Genomic DNA, 18,934 nt, shown 5'->3' with positions numbered 1-18,934 from the left:
CATGGCCACGCAGGAAGAACTCGACAACATTTCGAAGGTTTTGACCAAGGCGCGCATCGCCACGCTCACGACGGTCGCCTCGGACGGCGCGTTGCACAGCCGCCCGCTGGCCCTGCAGGAGCGGGAGTTCGACGGCGACCTCTGGTTCTTCACGCCCAAGCCCACCGAGAAGACCGACGAGATCGCCCAGAACCCGAACGTCAACGTGGCCGTGCACGGCGGCGACGGCTACCTCTCGATCGCGGGCACGGCGTCGATCGTGACCGACGAGGCGAAGATCGACGAGCTGTGGGGCCCGTCGGCCGAGGCCTGGTTCGAGAAGGGCCGCGAAGACCCGCGCATCGCGCTCGTCAAGGTCAGCGCTGACTCGGCCGAGTACTGGGTGAACAACGACCCCAAGATCGTCACGCTGTTCAAGGTGGCCAAGGCCACGACGCAGAAGAAGTCGCCCGATGTGGGCGAGAACGAGGCCGTCGAACTCTGATGCAAGGGGTCCGGGGTGCCGTTCGCTCGGGGCGGAACTCCGGGCCCGATGTCAGACGTCACGGTTACGGTTCGAAGATGGAAGAAGACTCCGGCGGCCCCGACTACTCCGATCTGCGCGACTACGCCGCGATCGGAGATGGCCGCACGGTAGCCCTCATCGGCAAGCGCGGCCAGGTCGACTGGCTGCCCATCCCCAATCTCGACAGCCCGCCCGTCTTCGCCGCCATTCTCGACGCAGAGACGGGCGGATGCATCCAGCTCGCGCCCGTCGACGACTTCGACGTCAAGCGTCGCTACGTTCAGGGCACCAACGTGCTGCAGACCACCTTCACCACGGCCAAGGGTTCGGTGCGCGTGACCGACGCCCTCGTCACGGGCATCGCGGGCCGCCTGCCGTGGGCCGAGTTCGCCCGCCGCATCGAGGGCCTCGAGGGCTCGGTGAAGATGGCCTGGAAGGTGCAGCCCGGCACCAAGCTCGGCACCGCCTCGCCGTGGTTGCAGAACACCACCGAGGGCACGATCATGCGCGTCGGCCACACCAACATCGCCGTCACGGGGCTCGATCACGGTGTCTCCAAGCCCGGCGAAGACGACGCCAACAGCGGGTCCATCCGCGGCGAATTCACCACGCGCTCCGATTCGCGGCACCTGCTCGTCATGGTCGCCACCGACAACGAGCCCCTGCACTTCCCCGTGCCCGAGAACGTCGACAAGGGCATCGACCGCACCGTCGACAACTGGCGCATGTGGTCGCGCGAGTTCCACTACTCGGGGCCCTGGGCGCCGCACGTGCAGCGCAGCGCGCTCGCCCTCAAGCTCCTCATCTACAGCCCCACGGGTGCCATCGCGGCCGCGGCGACGACGTCGCTGCCCGAAAACCCGACGGGCGGCAAGAACTGGGACTACCGCTTCGCCTGGGTGCGCGACCTGGCCTACACGGCCCACGCGCTCGTGCGATTCGGGCTGCGCGAAGAGACCCAGGCGGCCATTTCGTGGTTGCTGCGCACCATCAAGGAGAACGGCCCCGACCTCGCGGTGTTCTACGACCTCGGCGGCAACGTGAGCGACGGCGTCACCACGCACGATGTTCCGGGCTGGCGCGGCGTCGGGCCCGTCGTCTCGGGCAACCCCGCGCACGGGCAGCTGCAGCTCGGCGTGTTCGGTGACCTCTTCGACATCTGCCGGCTCTACGTCGACGCGGGCAACGTGCTCGACGTCGAGACGGGGCGGCTGCTCGCATCCATCGCCGACCGCACGTGCGATCTGTGGCGCAACCGCGACGCCGGCATGTGGGAGCTGCCCGAAGAACAGCACTACACGTCGTCGAAGATGGGATGCTGGCAGGCCCTCGACGCGGCCGTGCGTCTCGCCGACCTCGGCCAGGTGGCCGGCAGTTCCGAGCGCTGGGCCGCCGAACGCGACCGCATCAAGGCGTGGGTCGACGACAACTGCTGGGACGAAGAACTCGGCAGCTACGTCATGTACCCGGGCACGACCGACCTCGACACCTCGGTGCTGTTGCACGGGCCGAGCGGGTTCGAACGCGGCGAGCGCATGTCGCGCAGCATCGACGCCCTGCAGAAAGAGCTCGGGCGCGGCGCTCACATGTACCGCTACTCGGGCGTCGAGCAGGAGGAGCACCAGTTCGTGGCGTGCGGCTTCTGGGCCGCATCCGCGCTGGCGTGTGTCGGCCGGCACGACGAGGCGATCGCGCGCATGAACAAGCTCGTGAAGACATCCAACGATGTCGGCCTTTTCGCCGAGATGATTTCGGAACACGATGGGTCGTTCTGGGGCAACCTGCCGCAAGGCCTCAGCCACCTGGCCCTCATCAACGCGGCGATCACCATCGAGGAGTTGACCGAAAAGTGACCACGCCCACCGCAACCGTCTTTCGTGACACCCACGCAATCCTCGTCGAGAGCATTTATTGGGATGCCTCGACCGACGAGTTGCGCTGGGCCGACATCACCGCGGGCACGCTGCATCGCGGCCGCCTCGACGACCCCGCTGACGGATCGCGAGACTGGGCCACGCGGCTGCCACCGCCCCTCCCCTCCTTCCAGCCCACCGTCGATGGCGGATTCGTGGCCGCGCTCGGCGACCGCGTTGTGCTGCTCGACGAACAGGGCGCGATCGTGAAGACACTCGCCGAGATCGAGCACGCCCACCCCGATATGCGCCTCAACGAGGGCAAATGCGACCCGTTCGGGCGCTTCGTCGTCGGGTCGATGGGCGTGACGCGCGACGACCCCGACGCGGCCGTCTATTCGGTCGACCCCGAGGGCACGCTGCGCACGCTGCACGGCGGCTTCGGTGTGACCAACGGGTTCGAATGGTCGGACGACGGCTCGATCATGTACCTCACCGACACCAGCACCTCCACGGTCTATCGCGCCGACTACTCGCCCGACGGCGCGCTCGGTGAACTCGAGCCCTTCCTCGTGGGCCAGCCCTCCGACGGGCTCGCGCTCGACACCGACGGCAACTTCTGGAACGGGCTCTCCGGCGCGGGCAAGGTCGTGCGGTGGGATGCCGAGGGCGACATCACGCTCGAAATCGAAGTCCCCGTGCCCAACGTCACGAGCGTCGCGTTCGGCGGCCCCGGCCTCGACGTCCTGTTCATCGGCACCTCGCGCGACGGTCTCGCCGAAGAAGACCTGCAATCCGCGCCGCTCTCGGGCGGCATCTTCCGCGTCGACGGCGTCGCCACCGGCCGGCCCGTCAACCGTTTCGGGAGCGCGCCCAGCGACCCGAGCTAAAGCACAGCGAACGCCCGAGTGCTACCCCTCGCCACGGGGACATCCCGGTCGTACGCTTAACACGGGCTACTCGAATGGCTCGTTTGCCACCAACAGATCCCGCCCACGAAAAAGGAGTCGCATATGACCACCACACTCGAACGCCACGTCGAAGCACCCGCCGGCGCGGGCGCCAAGACCACCCGCCGTCAGAACGCCGAAAAGGGCTTCAAGGCGTCGAAGACCCTCACCGACAACATGCAGAAGGTGCTCGTCGACCTGATCGAGCTGCACCTGCAGGGCAAGCAGGCGCACTGGAACGTCGTGGGCAAGAACTTCCGCGACCTGCACCTGCAGCTCGACGAGATCATCGACGCCGCGCGCGAATTCAGCGACGAGGTCGCCGAGCGACTGCGCGCCCTGCACGCCGTGCCCGACGGCCGCAGCGACACGGTCGCCGCCACCACCACGCTTCCCGAATACCCGCACGGCGAGATCGACACCGCCGAGACGGTCGACCTCATCACGGTCCGCCTCGAGAACACGGTCGGCACCATGCGTGAGGTCCACGACGAGATCGACGAGGAAGACCCCACGAGCGCCGACATCCTGCACGCCATCATCGCCAAGCTCGAGCAGTACGCCTGGATGGTCAGCGCCGAGAACCGCGTCACCTCGCGCACCAAGTAACCCGCGCGACTCACCACCCGAAGCCCCGGCCCGCCTCTTGGCGGCCGGGGCTTCGTCGTGTGCGGCGACCACAGCGGGGGGCGGGAGCGCACGAAAAAGGTCCGGGACACGACCTCCCCCGAGAGTCGTGTTCCGGACCTTCCGCGACGGCTGCGGCATCCGAGGATGCGCCGCCGGGCGGTCTAGCGGGCCCGCGGGTTAGTGAACCGCGGTGCCACCGGTGACGGCGATGGTCTCGCCGCTCGTGTAGCTGGCTTCCTGCGAGGCGAGGTAGACATACGTGCTCGCCAGCTCGGCCGGCTGGCCGGGGCGACCGTAGGCGGCCTCCGAGCCGAACGACTCGATCTTCTCGTTGGGCACGGCCGACGGCTGCAGCGGGGTCCAGAACGGGCCCGGTGCGACACCGTTCACGCGGATGCCCTTCTCGGCGAGCTGGGCGGCGAGGCCACGCGTCACGTTGACGATGGCGGCCTTGGTGCCGGCGTACTCGATGAGGCCGGGCGAGGGGTTGAAGCCCTGGATGGACGACGTGGTGATGATCGCTGCACCGGGCTTAAGGTGCTTGAGCGCGGCATCCGTCAGCCAGAAGAGCGAGTACACGTTGGTTTTGAACGTGTGGTCGAGCAGCTCGGTGGTGAAGTCGTCGAAGCTGGCGACGGTCTGCATGTACCCGCCCACCATGACGAGGAGGTCGAGGCCGCCGAGGGCTTCGACGGTCTTCTCGACGAGCTCGTAGTTGAACTTCTCGTCGGTGAGGTCGCCGGGGATGAGCTCGACCTGGCGGCCGGTCTCTTCGAGCACCTTCTTGGTGTCTTCGGCGTTGGCCTGCTCGTCGGGCAGGTAGTTGAGCACGACATCCGCACCCTCGCGGGCGAAGGCGATGGCGACGGCGCGGCCGATGCCCGAGTCGCCACCCGTGATGAGCGCCTTGCGGCCGGCGAGACGGCCGTGGCCGATGTAGGTCTCTTCGCCGTGGTCGGGCTTCGGGTCCATCTGGAACGTGTCACCCGGGTCGGGCTGCTGCTGCGGCTTGAAGGGCGGCTGCTTGTACTGCGTGAGGGGGTTCTGCGGTTCGTAGATGTTCGACATATGTCAAAGCTAGGCGCGCATCATTCGGCACGCGCGGGGTTGACCAACAGGCGCAGAAGCCCTAGGACGTCGGTCGCACGGCGGGCACAGAGGAGAAGACATCGCGCCCGGCTCAGGACCAGAGAGCGCTGATGAAGTGGTAACCCACAGCAATCACACCCGACAGCGCAAGCCAGCCGAGCACGAGCCAGACGGGCGGTCGCCCCGTCCACCACGCCACGGGCCGCTTCCACCAAGGGAAGAGCTGCGGTTCGCCCATCCAGGACGTGCCGTCGTGATATCGATACCACCCGGGGTGATCGGGGTAGGGGTAGAACGCCTGGACCGCGGCCTGGGGGCTCGGCGGCACGTCGTCGAACGCGGGACCCTCCCTCGGCGGCGCTTCGTCGGCATCGGTATCGGCATGGGAATTGACGTGGACATCGGCATGGGAATTGACGTGGACATCGGCATCAGTATCGACGTGGGCGTTGATGTCGGCCCACGAGCCGTCCGACGGTTCTGCATTCACGAGATTCAGCCGCGCGGGAGTTGCAGCGTGGGGCCGGCGACGCGGCAGGTGGCCGCGGCGACGGACATCGCGCGTTCGAGGATTTCTTGCCAGTCATCCTCGTCTTCGGGCACGCCGCCGAGCAGGGCCGCGACCGTCGTGGCCAGGACCGAGTCGCCCGCGCCCATGGTGTCGACGATCGGCGCGTCGAGCCGGGCGATGGGCACGCTGACCTCGAGGCCGTCGCCGTAGAGCGTGGCGCCCTGGGCTCCGGCCGTTCCGAGCACGTAGCGGGCGCCGGAGGTGAGCAGGTCCTCGGCCAGCGATTCGAGGTCGAGGTAGCCGAGCAGAGCGGCATCCTCGTCGCTGACCTTGACGAGCAGGCTGACGGCGGCGATGCGTCGCAGATTGGCGGCGAAGAGCGGAAGGTTGTTCATCATGCCGGGGCGCGGATTGGGGTCGAGCACGAGGCGGCGTTCGGGGTCGGTGACCACCGTGAGCAGGTCGTCGACCTGAGCGTCGTTGTCGAGCGCGAGACAGCTGACGGCCACGATGGATGCGGTGCGCACGAGCAGCAGCGCATCGCGGTCGAATTCGACCCGCCGTTTCTGAGCGGCCTCGTTGAACACGTAGGTGGGCTCACCTCCGACACGCGTCGACACCGCCCGAGCCGTTCCATAGGGCGCGTCGGTGCGCAGCAGGGCCACATCAGCCTCACGCACGTGCCGCGCAATGGCATCGCCGGCCGCGTCATCCCCCACCATGGCAATCAAAGCCGAGCGCCGCTTCAGGATGCGGATGCCGAGGGCCACGTTGAGCGCGGCGCCACCGACGGCTTCGACCGCCTGCCCGTCGTGCTCGAACTCGTCGATGAGAGCATCCCCGATGACGACGACATCTGCCACGGCATCCACCTTTCGTTGTGCGCGTGCGCGCCCTTCTACCCTGTCATGCGCGGCGCCGGCATTCGCGCGTTTCCTGTGCGGCCCCTTCGAACCCCTCGCCGACCGATGGATGCCGGTGCGCAACCTGATGCAGCGCACCGGGTATCTTGAGGGATCGTGAGTAACCCCTTCGACCAGGTGCCCGTGCTGCCTGTGGTCATCCCCCTCGGCGTAGCGCTTTTCGCAATCCTGGTTCTCGGGTTGCGTGCGCGGCGACTCCTGTCGCTCCCCCGGGTCGCCGTCGCTGCAGCCCTCTCCATCTACGTCGCGGGGATCGTGGCGAACACGATCTTCCCGATCTTCCTCGACGCGCCCGGCAGCGATGAACCGTGGACCCCGTCGGTCGCGCTCGTCCCCTTCGTGGACTACGAGGTCGAGGATGCGCTCATCAACGTCGCCGTGTTCGTGCCGCTGGGCGTGCTCATCGCCCTTCTTGTTGCCCGCCCTCGATGGCGGACGGTGCTCGCCATCTCCGCGGGCGCAAGCCTGACGATCGAACTCCTCCAGCTCGCCGCTCAACGGTTCTTCGGCGGTGGCCACATCGCCGACATCAACGACTTCATCTTCAACGTGACGGGCGCTGCACTCGGCTACGTGCTCTTCCTACTCGTTGTCCGGTCGTCCAGAGGGTCCGCCCTCGTCGACCGTTTCCGCTGGGCAGCCACCGCTGAAACTCCAGGCTCGGAGCGGTGACCCGGTAAGGCAGCATCCCTCGCAGCCTGTTGGCGGTGTCGCCGTTCGATGGCCTGTCCCGCATAGCTCGCGGCGATGATCAGAACCGCGCCACACGCGCCGAGCACTCCGATGACTTCGCCGGCTATCAGCACGCCGACGAGCAGCGCCCACACCGGTTCCGTTCCCATGAGGATGCTGGCGCGCGACGCCGAGGTGCGCCTCACCGCCCAGAGCTGCACGACGAAGGCGAACACGGAGCACAGCAGACCGAGGAAGAGGACGTTCGCCCACCCCGACGCATCCAATTGCGCGACGGCCGACGACAGATCGCGTCCGGCCAGGACGGTGAAGACGGCAGCACACACGATCATCTGCACGAGCACCACGCCCAGCGATCCTTCTGTGCGGCCTCTCGTCAGGTGCGCGCTGGCGGTGACATGGAACGCCCTGACGACGGCCGCGGCGACCACGAGTCCGTCGCCGATGGTCGGTTCGCGCAGGCCGCCCTCGGAGACGAGGAGCGCAACTCCGACGACGGCGGCAACGGCGGCGATGAAGTAGGAGCGGGGAAGCCACGAGCGGGAGGCGATGCCCTCGAGAACAGGGGTCATCACGACGGCCAGGCTGATCAGCAGCCCCGCGTTGGTTGCCGACGTCAGGTGCACGCCCCACGTTTCGAGGCCGATGATCGCGGCCTGAGAGCATCCGAGAACAATGGCGATCAGAAGGCCTCGCCCCCGCGGGAGGGTCTCGCGGCGCGCGAGGCAGAGCAGGGCCGTCGCCACCGCGGCGACGAGAAAGCGGAGGGCGACAGCCGCAGGCACACCCGTCTCGGCGGCGAGGTCTTTCGCCGCCAGGAAACTCGCACCCCACACTGCCGCGACACCGAGAAGGAGAAGGTCGACGAGGGGAAAGGGGCGAGCGCGAAAGGCCATGGTGTTAGTCTCCAGACATCCGACGCGGAAGAGCAACGGTCGATCTCTTGATCGACGCTTTAGGAGAACCTTATGGATCCAGCTCGCCTTCGCCTGCTGCGCGAGCTCGGCGACCGCGGCAGTATCGCGGCGGTCGCCGCCGCCATGGGTGTCAGCGCCTCCGCCGTGTCGCAGCAGATCGCGGCGCTGCAGGCCGGCATCCCCGTTCCTTTGACCGTCAAACGCGGGCGACGGCTGGTGCTCACGGAGGCGGGGGAAGCACTCGCGGTTGCCGCCACCCGGGTGGAGGTGGCGTTCGCCGACGCTCGGGATGCCCTCGGGCTGTTCCTCGGAGGCGACGAGCGACCGGTCCGCGTGTCCGCTTTTCACAGCGCCGGGCTCGCGCTGTTCGGTCCCCTTCTCGCCGAACTGGGCGCGGGACCCCGGGTTTCCCTCGCCGACGCCGACGTCGCGCAGGAAGCATTCGCCGGACTCACCGCCGACTATGACCTCGTCGTTGCGCACCGCCTGGCCCACGATCCGGAGTGGCCGCGGCAGCGCCTGGTCGTCACGCCGCTTCTCGTCGAGCCCCTCGATATCGCCCTCCACGCGGAACACCCCCTCGCCGCGGCGCCGAGCATCCGCCTCGAGCAGTTGAGGGACGAGCGGTGGATCTCGACACACGACGGCTTCCCGCTCGCGGGCGTGCTCGCGCAGCTGGGAGCCATGATCGGCCAATCCCCTCGGATCGATCACCGCATCAACGAATTCTCCGTCGCCGCCCAGGTCGTTCGCGCCGGGGCGGGTATCGCCGTCATGCCGCGGATGACGGCGGCACCCCTTGCCGTCGACGGGATGGTGCTGCGCCCGATCATCGATGTCCCGCTCGTGCGACATGTCGATGCCCTCGCGCGCCCGGACGCGATTGCGTTGTCGCCCGTTCGTGCGGTCCTGGCGGCGCTTCGGACCGTCGCCGCCAGGGCAGCGGCCGGCACAAGTGACGCAACCGGCGGTCGATAGAGCAGTGGCAATCGCCCAGGAACGAGATCACTGGCAACGAAAAAGCCCGGCCTGACATTCCTGTCTGGCCGGGCTTCTTTGTTCTGCGTGTTGCTGTGTGTGTCGGGGTGGCGGGATTCGAACCCACGACCTCCTCGTCCCGAACGAGGCGCGCTACCAAGCTGCGCCACACCCCGATTGGCCCTAAGGCCTCACTAAGGATAGCCGATATTCTCGGCCCTCGCGTACACGGCCGGCGACCGACACGGGCGACGACAACCGCCAGCAGATCTTGGATGCCTGGCGCTCCAACCATTCAGGCGTGTGCTCGGTGGCGGCGAGCACGAGCGACTCGGCGGCGGCCTGCAGTTCGCGCACATCGGCGCGTTCAACGGCCGGGGCGAGCCCGCGCAGGATGACCCCGGCGGTCTCGGCCGACAGCTCGCCCGCGACGACGGCGAGCGCGACGGGTGCGGCCCACGGCAGCTGCACCGGCTGCGAGCCGAGCGGCGTGTCGCCCTCCTCGTCCGCGCTGGGCGCCGCATCCATGACCCCGCGCTCCCGCCACAGCGGCTGCGCCTCGTCGAACGTGGCGGCCGCGTCAATGGCCTGCTCGGTTTCGGCGACGACCGTGCCGACGCGCAGCAAACGCTCGACGGTGTCGCCCGAGGCGCGCGTGAGGCCGCGGATGCGCCGCAGGGTGACGTCGGCGCGCCCCTCATCCCGCGTGAGCATTTCTCCGGCGATGACGGCGGACAGCGCCTCGGTGGCGCGCTGGAGTTCGCCGAGCTGCCACAGCGCCTGGTTGAGCGCGTCGTCGGGCAGTTGGCGGTAGACGGCCGAGGGCGACGTGGCCGACGGCGAGCGAAGACGTTGCGTGCCCACCTTGGCGGCGGCACGGGCGAGATGATCGAACAGAACTTCCATATGGCGAGTGTAGAGAAAAACCCGCACTCGAACAAGTGTTCGAAACATGGAACGGCGTGGCGCGCACATCCACACTACGCGCGTCGGCGGTCGGGGGTAGGCTGGCGCACACGATCGGCGCGGATCCTCACCGACGGCCCCCGGGCCACCCTTCCGAGCGCGAGGACCGCATGACCGACATCCGACTTCGACAGATCTCGAGCTGGCTGCTCGCGGTCGTCACGGTCGCCGTGCTCGTCATCGTCTTCTGGCCCACCCCCGTCGACGCGGGCGCCCGCGGCACCATCGCGCGCGTGCTCGACACCCTCTACGGCGTGGGCCTGCCGCGCTTCGTCACCTACGGCGTGGTCGAGTTCGGTGCAAACATTGTCATGTTCCTGCCCCTCGGCCTGCTCGTCGCGCTCGCGCTCCCCCGCTGGTTGCTGTGGTTCTCACCGCTGCTGTGCGCCAGTCTCAGTCTCGGCATCGAGCTCTGCCAGGCGCTCCTGTTGCCGCACCGCTTCGCCAGCATTCTGGATGTCGCAGCCAACACGTCCGGCGCCATCCTCGGCACCCTCATCGCCATCGTCATCGTCAAGCGCGTGCGCCGCCGCGACCGCGAACGCCAGCGCGCCGCCGACCTGGTGCACATGCAAGCGGCGCGCGAAAGCATCCTGCGCGGTCGCTAGACGGCCGGGCGCCTGGGCGAGTAGGTGACTAAACGCCTAGATGCCACCCGGGCCCGTGACGCCCCACTGCTCGTCGTCGAGCGGAGCCTGCGGATCGAGGTCGGCGATCGACCCGAGTTGCGAACTCAAGGAGTGAACTTCGGTGTCGAGGATCGCGCCCTTGATCAAGCAGAAGTCGCCGGACACCTGGGCTTGACCGGTCTCGGTGGTGGTGGTCGTTCCCTCGACACCCACATACCACCAGCCGTCCCGGCGCTGCACGATCGTGGAATCGGCAAAGGGCTCGTGCGTGTAAGTGACCTGGTCGGACGCCTCGCGCAGAATCAGCGCGTCGCACACACCGTAGGCCTCCTCGGCCGTGAGCGGGGCCAGGGGCGCCTTCGTCACTTCGGGCGCGAGGGTTTCAACCGAGGTGGAGGTCACTGTGGCGGCCGGCTGAGGTTCGGCCGTCGAGCATCCCGCCAGCGAGAGGGCGAGCACGACAGCCGCGCCCGCGATGGATGCCTGGGTCACACGTTTCATGATTCGCTCCCCGAGAATTGCGCGTCATCACGGTCTGCCTGCGGGTCGAGGTCTTCGATGGCCTTGCCCACCTCGCTCGCGTGCGCGATGTCGCTGAAGTTCTCGGGCGGACCGCTGATGAGACACCACGTGCGGCCCGGAGCCGAAGTCCCCTCAGAGGACACCTCACCGTTGAAACCGATGAACCAGGAGTCGTCAGAACGGGCCTCGACCACGCTATCGGCGTAGAGCGGCGGCTCGATCGTCCTGCCGAGCACGTCGCCTTTCACGGTGAGCGCGTAGCAGAGGCCCCACGCCTGCGGGCCGGTGAGCTCGCCGACACGCTCGACCTCTTCGGCCACAGGCGACGGCGTGACGGTCTGTGCGTCGGTGACCGTGACGGTCGGTGTGGGCGTCGGGCTCGTGCAGGCGACGAGCGCCACTACCGCGCCCGCGGCCAGCATGCCGGCACCCAGCGTGCGCGTAAAGAAGTGGTGCCGTGTCATGAATCCCCCCGGGTCTTCTGTCCCCTAGAAACAACCTATCGGCATTCGCGGGTCTTCTCGAAGATGAAGCACCCAACCCGGTTGTGACCGGCTCTTTCAGCACCTGACGCCCTTGCGGGTTTCCGCAAACCCGTCTTCTTGGCAACACGCCGATGTTTTCGACCAAATGTTCAGGTTGTCCACCTTAAGAAGGACGTATGCTGTAGCCACGACCTGCCCAGACAACAGGCCGCGAACGGCTTCTGAGCCCCTCCCCCGAGACTCAGAAGCCGTTCGGCTTTTCTGGTGCCGCTCCCAGGTTCGGGTCGTTATCGGGTGATTGCGCATTACCGTGAGCGGCGTGTCGATGCCGGTTACTGCAGCGAGGGCCACCGCGGTCCGTCGATCGACCGGCTCACATACCGCCGCGCGCTCTGTCGCCGCCGCAGCACACTCGTGCCCACCATGGCGCCGGCCAGCACGGTCGCACCGCCACCGACCCACGCCACCAGCAGCGGGTCTCGCAATCCAGTCGCGGGCAGGGCACCGGATGTCGGACCACCCGCATCCGCCGGAACCAGGTCGACGCGCGCCGTGCCGATACTTCCGCTCGACACACCCGTCGCGACGATGTCGTAGCTGCCCACGCCATCCGCGGGCACCCGGAACTCGTAGCGCAACGCACCGTCGGCCCCGGCGACAAGCCGCTCGGTGTGCGTATAGCCGCCACTGCCGGTCACGCTCACCACCACGACTTCTCCGGGCGCAAACGACCCGGGCGAGAATTCGATCACGATCAACCCGCCGGGCACGCGCTCGCCGGACACCGTCACCGACGTGCCCGGCACATACCCCGTGACGGCCGCCTGCGCGACATCACCCGACGCAGCCACGATCGGGCCGGCAAGCGCGGCCGCGCCGACGACCACTGAGAGAACAACTTTCTTGAACATCGGCGGAGCCTTTCGATAAGCCGAACAACTCCTCTGAAGCTAACATTCTGATACTCATTCAAGCTGAGACGGGAGCCCTGCCCTCGCCGCAAGTGGCGCAGGACACCCATCGCACTCTGGAACGACGAAGGGCTTCGGCTTCACCGTGCGCTCGCGCTGCGAGACCTGATTCGAGACGGCCCCGGTCGGGGACTAGCGTGGTCTGAGGCACCCGCACCGCCGCCCCTCGCCGCACGCCCCCGCGGCCACCCCGATTGGAGCTCCCCGATGCGAGCAATCGTCTACGACCGTTTCGGCACCACACCCGAGGTGCGCGAGGTCGAGGCCCCGACCGCACCCGAGGGTGGCGTGGTCATCCGGGTCGCCGCGTCGGGCCTGTGCCGCAGCGACTGGCACGCGTGGGCCGGGCACGACGACACGGTGCACCTGCCGCACGTTCCGGGCCACGAGTTCGTGGGAACCATCGAGCAGGTCGGCGCCGGCGTCAGCAACTGGTCGGTCGGCGACCGCGTCACGTCGCCGTTCGTGTGCGGATGCGGCGTGTGCGAGTGGTGCCTGGGCGGCAACGCGCAGGTGTGCCCGAACCAGACGCAGCCGGGTTTCACGGGCTGGGGCTCACACGCCGAGCTGGTCGCCATCCACGCCGCCGACACCAACCTGGTCGCGGTTCCCGACACGATTTCGGATGATGCGGCCGCCAGCCTCGGCTGCCGTTTCGCCACGGCCTTCCGCGCGGTGCATGCCCGAGCCGACGTGCAGCCGGGCGAATGGGTGGCCGTCTTCGGCGCCGGAGGCGTGGGCCTCAGCGCCATCATGATCGCCTCAGCCCTGGGCGCACGCGTCGTCGCCATCGACCGCAACCCGGATGCTTTGACCCTCGCCCGCAGCGTGGGCGCCGAGGCCACCGTCGTGGCGGCGGCATCCGTCGTGGCGGCATCCGTCGTCGACCAGGTCATCAGCATCACGGATGGCGGAGCCCACGTGGCCCTCGACGCCGTCGGTTCGGCATCCACCAGCACCGACGCGCTCCTGTCGCTGCGTCGCCGCGGCCGCCACGTGCAGATCGGCCTCCTCTCGGCCGACGAACTGCCGCGCCTGCCCCTCGACCGCGTCATCGGCTGGGAACTCGACCTCCTGGGCAGCCACGGCATGGCCGCCGCGGACTACGCCGCCATGCTCACCCTCGTCGCCGACGGCACGCTGCGCCCCCAAGACCTGGTCGGCGGCGCCGTCACCCTCGCCGAGGGCGCCACCCTGCTGCCCCTCACGGCCACGGCCCCACCCACGGGCATCACGGTCATCCACCCGGCCGATTGACTCGGCGCACTAATACTCGGTCGGTCTGTGCTCAGGCATACCGACCGGTGGCTAGCGGGCGCTCAACCATCATGCATAGGTTCAGTCCCGACCATCGCTACGGCCCACCTTATGATCGAGGCGTTGACTCAGAAGCTGGCATAGTCGGGCCCGGTTGAGGGTCGACAATCGCTTTTTCGGCTCGCGTGCGAGCGAAGAGGTTCTTCGCTCGCATAGCGGGCTTCTCGACGAGGAACCAACTCGCCACCGCAAGTGGCGCGGTACCAACTATGGACGCCAGGACGAAGATAATAAAGGGAACGTCGCGGCCGAGGAAGGCAGTGGCCAGCAGCTGCTGGACAGGGAACGCGTAGATATAAACGCCATAAGAAAAATCGTTGCGTGCACCCAGCTTTTGTAGTGGGAGCCGGGCTCCGAGATACAGCATGAGGTAGGCAACCGGAATGCCGGCGAGCACCTGGAAGAGACCTGCAGCAGCCAGCAAAGCAATCGCTAGTCCTGATGCGACAGCGAGCACCCAATGCATTGGAACGGTCGCACGGTACTGATAGATGAGGGCTCCGGCAAGAAAGAAACCACCTAGGCGCGCCGTGAGTTCGATGATCGAGTGAAAATCGGTACCCGCTAGCACAAAAGCGGTGGTCATAGTCGTCATGGCGAACGCTACCCAAAGCGCGGCAGTGAGGAAGCGACGCGGGATGAAGGACACCGCTACACCGATTGCGATATAGCAAATCAACTCGTAGAAAAGGGTCCAAGCGGACCCGTTCCAAGTTGTGACATAGGGCACGTCTTGAAGTGTCCCCGATATCCCCCACTGTCGAATCATGACCGCAGCGTTGTTGACGATGTAACTAGCACCGTTCACCCAATCGTACGAACGGCCGGAAAGCCAAGCGCTAAGCGGGGCTAAAGCGAGAGCCACGACAATTGTGGCCACGATATACGCCGGGTAGATCCGCAAAAAGCGTCGCCAGTAGTAGCTCACTGTTCGAGTCGTGTTGACTCTGCTGGCCGTTATGAGATATCCGGAAATCGCGAAGAAACCAGCAACGGCCCAGTCCCCCAGGTCCTGATCGCCAATGCCCGGGTCTTTTCCGTATCCTCCGAGAGGCCAAGAATGCGAGACAATCACGAGCAGCGCAAGGAACAGCCGGATAGCGTTCAGGCTGTTGTATTTCGGATCGAAAGTATTAGCGATCGTTCTCATCGGTCCCCCAGATTCATCGCGAGTCTAGTATGTGCCTACTCTGCATCGCGTTCTCCGTGCGCTCTTCAGCTATCCCGCACATGACTGGAGCGACGCGGGGAAGAGAGGAGGGATCCAGGCAATGAGCGCTTCACAGCCGCCCTTCAAACGAAGACGCGAACAGGCCTTCTGACGGTCAGTCCGCGGATACAGAGCCTGCAAAGTTATTCCCCGTCTGTCTTCCGAAACAACCGCGCAGCTGCCGCCCGCGCGACCGCAAACGGCCGCTCGAAAGTCCCCATTCCGCCGGTCACAAGCCCGCCCTCGTGCAGCAACATGAGCGTGTCGGCCATCCCCTCGGCGTCATCGACACCGGCCTCGCGGCACAAGTCGGCGAACAGCTCGTGCATCCACTTCTTCTGCCTGATCGCCTCACCCGCGATCGGATGCCCCATCCCCTCGAACTCGGCGCGCGCATTGATCGCCCCGCACCCCTTCGACAGGTTTTCGCGCGCCCACGCATCCGTGATGTCGAATACAGCCAGCACGCGATCGATCGTCCCTACAGGCACCTTCTCGAGCCCCGCGGCAAGATAAGCCCGCCACCGCTCATCGCGCCCGCGCAGATAAGCCACGGCAAGCGCATCCTTCGACCCGAATCTGTCGTACAACGTCTTCTTCGTCACCCCGGCCGCTGCCGCAATAGCGTCGACCCCCACCGCATGAATCCCCTCGCGATAAAACAGGTCGGTCGCGGCCGCCAACACCTTCGTCGCCCCGGATGTCATCACGGGCGCCACCTCGGGCTCGAACTCTTTTCGCATCCCCCAACTATACCGCCCTGTATAGTCGGACCCATGAGTAAACAGATCGGTATACCTCGCCCCGTCCTCCTGACCGCGGCCTCGGTGGTCTTCGTCCTGAGCTGGAGCTCCGGTTTCCTCATCGCCAAAGCCGGCACCGCCGAGTCGCACCCCATCACGTTCGTCCTCTGGCGCTTCGTCCTCGTCGCGGGCCTCCTCGCCGCCGGCGCCCTCTTCCTCGCCGCCCGCCGCCGCCTACGCATGCCGTCGTGGCGCGACATCCGCCCGCACCTACTTATCGGCCTCTTCGCCCAATTCGGCTACGTCGTCCCCATCTACCTGGCCGTCGCAGCCGGCGTCTCCTCGGGAACCACCGCCCTCATCGACGCCGTCCAACCCCTCGTCGTCGCGACCCTCGTCGGCCCGCTCCTCGGCCTCCGCGTCCGCGCACTCCAATGGCTCGGCCTCGCGCTCGGCGCCGCGGGCGTCGTCATGATCGTCTGGTCGGATGCCGCAGCCGCCGCATCCCCCAACCCCGGCTACCTGCTCCCGCTCGTCGCGCTAGCCTGCCTCGTCACCGCCACGTTCCTCGAGCGCCGCACCTCGTCGACCCTCGGAGTCTTCCCCACCCTCGCGGTCCACTCCGCCGTCTCCCTCGCCGCCATCACGATCGTCGCCGTCGCCACAAACACTTGGGCGCCGCCCGCCGAGCCCAGCTTCTGGTTCGCGACAGCCCTCACGGCCCTCATCCCCAGCCTCCTGGCCTACGCCCTCTACTGGGCGCTCCTCCGCCACCTCGGCATCACAGGCCTCAACGCGCTGCTCTTCCTGGTCGCACCGGCAACCTCCGTCCTCGGAGCCCTCATCTTCGGCGAACCCTTCACCCTCGCCACGGCCGCAGGCCTCCTCCTCGGAGCCGCCGCCATCACACTCGTGCTTCTGCCCCCGCGCCGCCGCTCATCGCCTGAAGACCTTGCGTCTTCTGACGCCGCCGCTGCACCACACCCCACACGGCAACCATCACCGCCCAGCCGACAGCGTTCGAACTCATCAGCACAAAGGTGAAGTTGTCCCCGAGCACCCCCATCTCGGGCCCCCACAGCCCCAGCACGATCGCGGGCAGCACGGCCACACCACTCAACGCCCATACCCACCCCTGAACCCACAGGATGCCGCGCTTCCCCCGCGCCAGCACCGCAAACACCACGGTCATGATCACGTTGAAAACACCCGGCAACGAGATCGGCAGAACAGCCAGAGCCGTATACGCAATCCACGCAAACAACGCGTACTCATCGCTCGTCCAATCCCCCGACACGCGCCCCAACGACACCAACTGCGCCAGCATCATCACGGGCACAGCCAACACCGCCCCGACGGCAACGGCCCCCGCCGCCCACGCGATCAGCCCCCACACACGCGGCCGAGCCGCACCATCCTCCTGCTGGCCCATCGGCTGGACACCTGTGATGCGGCGCTCCTCTGATCCGCTCACATCAAGCCCATACTCGTTCTGCCCACTCATACGCAGTCTCCCCTTAAGCAACACGCCGCCACCGGGCACAACGCCGGCCTCTCTTTCTCCCACGCATCCCCGCGAGAAGAAAGCCCTAACCCCCAATTGGATGCTCGAGCCCCCAGCCGCTATCAAGGCTCCGGGCCGCGCCCCTGCTACGTTTCCGACACCCTCTGCCAACTACAAGCCCGGGAGCCAACGTGGCATTCACCGTCCGCGAAGCCGTCATTATCTCAACGTCCGAACTCATAGCGGACGGCCACAACCAGCACATCCGAGCCCAGGTCCGCTGCACCGACGGCCCGCCAGACGTCTACGACGTCATGATTCTCAACACCGCCGCTCACCGCATTCTCGGGCTGCGCGCAGCGGGGACCAGCGCCGCCCTAGTGGTTGCCGGCCATCTTCACCCCTACAACGCTCCGGACGGTCCACGAGTTGAGCTCGCTCTCACTCACCTCGGGCTAGGCCTCGAGAGCAACTTCAACTTCTAAGAGACGGGGCTTGTTGGCACTTTTGCGCGCCGACTCTCTCATACAAGGGCTGTTCCTCCGGCACGTTTGAGAGAACTCCGTGCAAGTCAGTCTTCGTACTTCCAGAGACCTAACTTCATTGCGGGCGGGGACCGCGGCGGTTGCGCATCCCATCGCGAAGGCCTGCGAGAACAGCCCGCCGCTGAGCTGTGCTTCGTCCTCGTCCAAGCACCTTTCGAACAGAGCTTTCTCCGAGCAGCCTCAGGAGATCGACATATTTGACGGCAGGAAGTTTCAGATCGCGCATGAGCAGTACCGCATTCCGAGTCAAGTAATAATCCCTCGTTGCGCTTTCATGTGTGTATCGAACGCTGCCACTTCGTGTGCGTGTAGGCGTATCGCCTAATTGGTGGGACATTGTCACATCGGCCGTAACCACGAGCCGTCCGCCTTCTAGCCCGACCCGCAGCCCCCACTCTTTGTCGACTTGATCGATGAAGTACTCGCCTTTGAAGAGCCCGAATTTTTCGAAGGCCGTGACATCGATGAGTGCGCCGGAACTGATCAGATAAGCAACTTCGGTCGTGGTGTTGACCCGGCCGGGGCGGATTCGCGAACCCTCCCAAACGGGTATGAGCGCTTGGCCTGTTCTGTGATCGACAACTTCAGGGCCAATGCCGACAGTCTCCGGAAATTGCTCTCGCTCGTTCTGGAGTGCGCGAATGAGTCCATCAACCCCACCGGCCGGAAAGGTGCTGTCGTCGTCTAAGAACAAAACGTACTGCGCGCCTAGATTCATTGCTCTCGCGATGCCCTGATTTTGAGCGGGAGCAATACCTACATTTCCGCCTAACGAATGATATTCCACGCCGTGGATTGCGGCCTCAGACAATGCCCCGGACACCTGCGCATCGGCACGGTCGCTGTTGTCCATCACCAGTAAGCGAGACATTTGCGGCCCAAGACGGCGAGCAGTATCTACGATCACGTTGCCTGGAGTGTTATAGGCAACTAAGACTCCAACAACGTTGGCTTCTGAGTCGGACATAGCGGCGCCTCTCGTAGATCGATGAA

At 66.5% G+C, this 18,934-nt stretch carries 21 protein-coding genes and 1 tRNA gene; 10 read left to right on the top strand and 12 right to left on the bottom strand.

From position 1 onward, the window contains the following. Position 1: 1 nt before the first annotated feature. The 4 genes from ALI44B_RS14125 to ALI44B_RS14110 all read left to right on the top strand — a co-directional run bounded on the left by ALI44B_RS14125 (position 2) and on the right by ALI44B_RS14110 (position 3,917). A complete protein-coding gene (locus ALI44B_RS14125) occupies positions 2-484 on the top strand; it encodes a pyridoxamine 5'-phosphate oxidase family protein (RefSeq protein WP_077055210.1) in 483 nt (160 codons plus the stop codon). Between the two features lie 77 nt (positions 485-561). Next, complete coding sequence (locus tag ALI44B_RS14120; protein ID WP_077055209.1) at positions 562-2,358, top strand: glycoside hydrolase family 15 protein; 1,797 nt, start codon at positions 562-564, stop codon at positions 2,356-2,358. Then, positions 2,355-3,248 carry an SMP-30/gluconolactonase/LRE family protein gene (locus ALI44B_RS14115; RefSeq protein WP_077055208.1) on the top strand — a complete coding sequence of 298 codons (894 nt, stop codon included), beginning with the start codon at positions 2,355-2,357 and terminating at the stop codon, positions 3,246-3,248. Before ALI44B_RS14120 ends, ALI44B_RS14115 begins: the two co-directional genes overlap by 4 nt. A gap of 123 nt (positions 3,249-3,371) precedes the next feature. After that, a complete protein-coding gene (locus ALI44B_RS14110) occupies positions 3,372-3,917 on the top strand; it encodes a Dps family protein (RefSeq protein ID WP_077055207.1) in 546 nt (181 codons plus the stop codon). 198 nt (positions 3,918-4,115) lie between these two features. On the opposite strand, the gene ALI44B_RS14105 is transcribed toward ALI44B_RS14110, so the two are convergent. The 3 genes from ALI44B_RS14105 to ALI44B_RS16245 form a co-directional block, all read right to left on the bottom strand. After that, complete coding sequence (locus ALI44B_RS14105; RefSeq protein ID WP_077055206.1) at positions 4,116-5,006, bottom strand: SDR family oxidoreductase; 891 nt, start codon at positions 5,004-5,006, stop codon at positions 4,116-4,118. 112 nt (positions 5,007-5,118) lie between these two features. After that, positions 5,119-5,517, bottom strand: coding sequence for a hypothetical protein (locus ALI44B_RS14100; protein WP_077055205.1), 399 nt, complete (start codon positions 5,515-5,517; stop codon positions 5,119-5,121). A gap of 5 nt (positions 5,518-5,522) precedes the next feature. Beyond that, positions 5,523-6,401: a PfkB family carbohydrate kinase gene (locus ALI44B_RS16245; protein WP_077055632.1), complete on the bottom strand. Its 879-nt coding sequence runs from the start codon at positions 6,399-6,401 to the stop codon at positions 5,523-5,525. A gap of 156 nt (positions 6,402-6,557) precedes the next feature. Between ALI44B_RS16245 and ALI44B_RS14090 the strand changes: the two genes are divergently transcribed. Beyond that, entirely contained in the window at positions 6,558-7,133 is a 576-nt protein-coding gene (locus tag ALI44B_RS14090) for a VanZ family protein (RefSeq protein WP_238592217.1), read from the top strand. Here the strand turns inward: ALI44B_RS14090 and ALI44B_RS14085 are convergent. After that, a complete protein-coding gene (locus ALI44B_RS14085; protein WP_077055204.1) occupies positions 7,031-8,050 on the bottom strand; it encodes a DMT family transporter in 1,020 nt (339 codons plus the stop codon). The genes ALI44B_RS14090 and ALI44B_RS14085 overlap by 103 nt on opposite strands. A gap of 72 nt (positions 8,051-8,122) precedes the next feature. On the opposite strand from ALI44B_RS14085, the gene ALI44B_RS14080 reads away from it, so the two are divergent. Next, the gene (locus ALI44B_RS14080) at positions 8,123-9,049 is read left to right on the top strand and encodes a LysR family transcriptional regulator (protein WP_077055203.1); all 927 of its coding nucleotides are present in this window, start codon (positions 8,123-8,125) and stop codon (positions 9,047-9,049) included. A 102-nt stretch (positions 9,050-9,151) separates the two neighbouring features. Here the strand turns inward: ALI44B_RS14080 and ALI44B_RS14075 are convergent. Both ALI44B_RS14075 and ALI44B_RS14070 read right to left on the bottom strand, forming a co-directional pair. Then, positions 9,152-9,225: transfer RNA gene (locus tag ALI44B_RS14075), tRNA-Pro, on the bottom strand. A gap of 7 nt (positions 9,226-9,232) precedes the next feature. Further along, on the bottom strand, positions 9,233-9,955 hold the full coding sequence (locus ALI44B_RS14070) for a hypothetical protein (protein ID WP_077055202.1): 723 nt from the start codon (positions 9,953-9,955) through the stop codon (positions 9,233-9,235). A 170-nt stretch (positions 9,956-10,125) separates the two neighbouring features. On the opposite strand from ALI44B_RS14070, the gene ALI44B_RS14065 reads away from it, so the two are divergent. Then, positions 10,126-10,623 (top strand): VanZ family protein, encoded by a 498-nt coding sequence (locus ALI44B_RS14065; protein WP_077055201.1) that lies wholly within the window; start codon positions 10,126-10,128, stop codon positions 10,621-10,623. A 36-nt stretch (positions 10,624-10,659) separates the two neighbouring features. On the opposite strand, the gene ALI44B_RS14060 is transcribed toward ALI44B_RS14065, so the two are convergent. From ALI44B_RS14060 to ALI44B_RS14050, 3 genes are all read right to left on the bottom strand, one after another. Next, a complete protein-coding gene (locus ALI44B_RS14060) occupies positions 10,660-11,145 on the bottom strand; it encodes a hypothetical protein (protein WP_077055200.1) in 486 nt (161 codons plus the stop codon). Continuing rightward, positions 11,142-11,630: a hypothetical protein gene (locus ALI44B_RS14055; RefSeq protein ID WP_077055199.1), complete on the bottom strand. Its 489-nt coding sequence runs from the start codon at positions 11,628-11,630 to the stop codon at positions 11,142-11,144. Before ALI44B_RS14055 ends, ALI44B_RS14060 begins: the two co-directional genes overlap by 4 nt. A 353-nt stretch (positions 11,631-11,983) precedes the next feature. Then, positions 11,984-12,562 carry a hypothetical protein gene (locus ALI44B_RS14050; protein ID WP_077055198.1) on the bottom strand — a complete coding sequence of 193 codons (579 nt, stop codon included), beginning with the start codon at positions 12,560-12,562 and terminating at the stop codon, positions 11,984-11,986. A 267-nt stretch (positions 12,563-12,829) separates the two neighbouring features. On the opposite strand from ALI44B_RS14050, the gene ALI44B_RS14045 reads away from it, so the two are divergent. Further along, positions 12,830-13,879, top strand: coding sequence for an alcohol dehydrogenase catalytic domain-containing protein (locus ALI44B_RS14045; protein ID WP_077055197.1), 1,050 nt, complete (start codon positions 12,830-12,832; stop codon positions 13,877-13,879). 109 nt (positions 13,880-13,988) lie between these two features. Here ALI44B_RS14045 and ALI44B_RS14040 read toward each other — a convergent pair whose 3' ends face one another. Further along, positions 13,989-15,089: an acyltransferase family protein gene (locus ALI44B_RS14040; protein WP_077055196.1), complete on the bottom strand. Its 1,101-nt coding sequence runs from the start codon at positions 15,087-15,089 to the stop codon at positions 13,989-13,991. A 203-nt stretch (positions 15,090-15,292) separates the two neighbouring features. Further along, a complete protein-coding gene (locus ALI44B_RS14035) occupies positions 15,293-15,892 on the bottom strand; it encodes a TetR/AcrR family transcriptional regulator (protein WP_077055195.1) in 600 nt (199 codons plus the stop codon). Positions 15,893-15,925: 33 nt separating this feature from the next. Here ALI44B_RS14035 and ALI44B_RS14030 point away from each other — a divergent pair, with 33 nt between their 5' ends. Together ALI44B_RS14030 and ALI44B_RS14025 are read left to right on the top strand one after the other, a co-directional pair. Next, the gene (locus ALI44B_RS14030) at positions 15,926-16,936 is read left to right on the top strand and encodes a DMT family transporter (RefSeq protein ID WP_077055194.1); all 1,011 of its coding nucleotides are present in this window, start codon (positions 15,926-15,928) and stop codon (positions 16,934-16,936) included. A 651-nt stretch (positions 16,937-17,587) separates the two neighbouring features. Continuing rightward, entirely contained in the window at positions 17,588-17,881 is a 294-nt protein-coding gene (locus ALI44B_RS14025; RefSeq protein ID WP_077055193.1) for a hypothetical protein, read from the top strand. 115 nt (positions 17,882-17,996) lie between these two features. Here the strand turns inward: ALI44B_RS14025 and ALI44B_RS14020 are convergent, their stop codons facing one another. After that, positions 17,997-18,908 carry a glycosyltransferase gene (locus ALI44B_RS14020; protein WP_083710052.1) on the bottom strand — a complete coding sequence of 304 codons (912 nt, stop codon included), beginning with the start codon at positions 18,906-18,908 and terminating at the stop codon, positions 17,997-17,999. Between the last annotated feature and the right edge of the window lie 26 nt (positions 18,909-18,934).

The organism is Leifsonia sp. ALI-44-B, assembly GCF_001984125.1.
Taxonomy (GTDB): domain Bacteria; phylum Actinomycetota; class Actinomycetes; order Actinomycetales; family Microbacteriaceae; genus Okibacterium.
The sequence above is the reverse complement of the archived record's forward strand: the minus strand, read 5'-3'. Positions and strand labels throughout refer to the sequence as shown.

Excerpts from the sequence above, each read along its gene's own strand:
- ALI44B_RS14030 (WP_077055194.1), top strand. The coding sequence starts at position 15,926 with ATGAGTAAACAGATCGGTATACCTCGCCCCGTCCTCCTGACCGCGGCC.
- ALI44B_RS14045 (WP_077055197.1), top strand. The coding sequence starts at position 12,830 with ATGCGAGCAATCGTCTACGACCGTTTCGGCACCACACCCGAGGTGCGC.
- ALI44B_RS14070 (WP_077055202.1), bottom strand. The coding sequence starts at position 9,955 with ATGGAAGTTCTGTTCGATCATCTCGCCCGTGCCGCCGCCAAGGTGGGC.
- ALI44B_RS14085 (WP_077055204.1), bottom strand. The coding sequence starts at position 8,050 with ATGGCCTTTCGCGCTCGCCCCTTTCCCCTCGTCGACCTTCTCCTTCTC.
- ALI44B_RS14035 (WP_077055195.1), bottom strand. The coding sequence starts at position 15,892 with ATGCGAAAAGAGTTCGAGCCCGAGGTGGCGCCCGTGATGACATCCGGG.
- ALI44B_RS14080 (WP_077055203.1), top strand. The coding sequence starts at position 8,123 with ATGGATCCAGCTCGCCTTCGCCTGCTGCGCGAGCTCGGCGACCGCGGC.
- ALI44B_RS14040 (WP_077055196.1), bottom strand. The coding sequence starts at position 15,089 with ATGAGAACGATCGCTAATACTTTCGATCCGAAATACAACAGCCTGAAC.
- ALI44B_RS14110 (WP_077055207.1), top strand. The coding sequence starts at position 3,372 with ATGACCACCACACTCGAACGCCACGTCGAAGCACCCGCCGGCGCGGGC.
- ALI44B_RS14120 (WP_077055209.1), top strand. The coding sequence starts at position 562 with ATGGAAGAAGACTCCGGCGGCCCCGACTACTCCGATCTGCGCGACTAC.
- ALI44B_RS14105 (WP_077055206.1), bottom strand. The coding sequence starts at position 5,006 with ATGTCGAACATCTACGAACCGCAGAACCCCCTCACGCAGTACAAGCAG.
- ALI44B_RS14055 (WP_077055199.1), bottom strand. The coding sequence starts at position 11,630 with ATGACACGGCACCACTTCTTTACGCGCACGCTGGGTGCCGGCATGCTG.
- ALI44B_RS14065 (WP_077055201.1), top strand. The coding sequence starts at position 10,126 with ATGACCGACATCCGACTTCGACAGATCTCGAGCTGGCTGCTCGCGGTC.
- ALI44B_RS14020 (WP_083710052.1), bottom strand. The coding sequence starts at position 18,908 with ATGTCCGACTCAGAAGCCAACGTTGTTGGAGTCTTAGTTGCCTATAAC.
- ALI44B_RS14125 (WP_077055210.1), top strand. The coding sequence starts at position 2 with ATGGCCACGCAGGAAGAACTCGACAACATTTCGAAGGTTTTGACCAAG.
- ALI44B_RS14060 (WP_077055200.1), bottom strand. The coding sequence starts at position 11,145 with ATGAAACGTGTGACCCAGGCATCCATCGCGGGCGCGGCTGTCGTGCTC.
- ALI44B_RS14050 (WP_077055198.1), bottom strand. The coding sequence starts at position 12,562 with ATGTTCAAGAAAGTTGTTCTCTCAGTGGTCGTCGGCGCGGCCGCGCTT.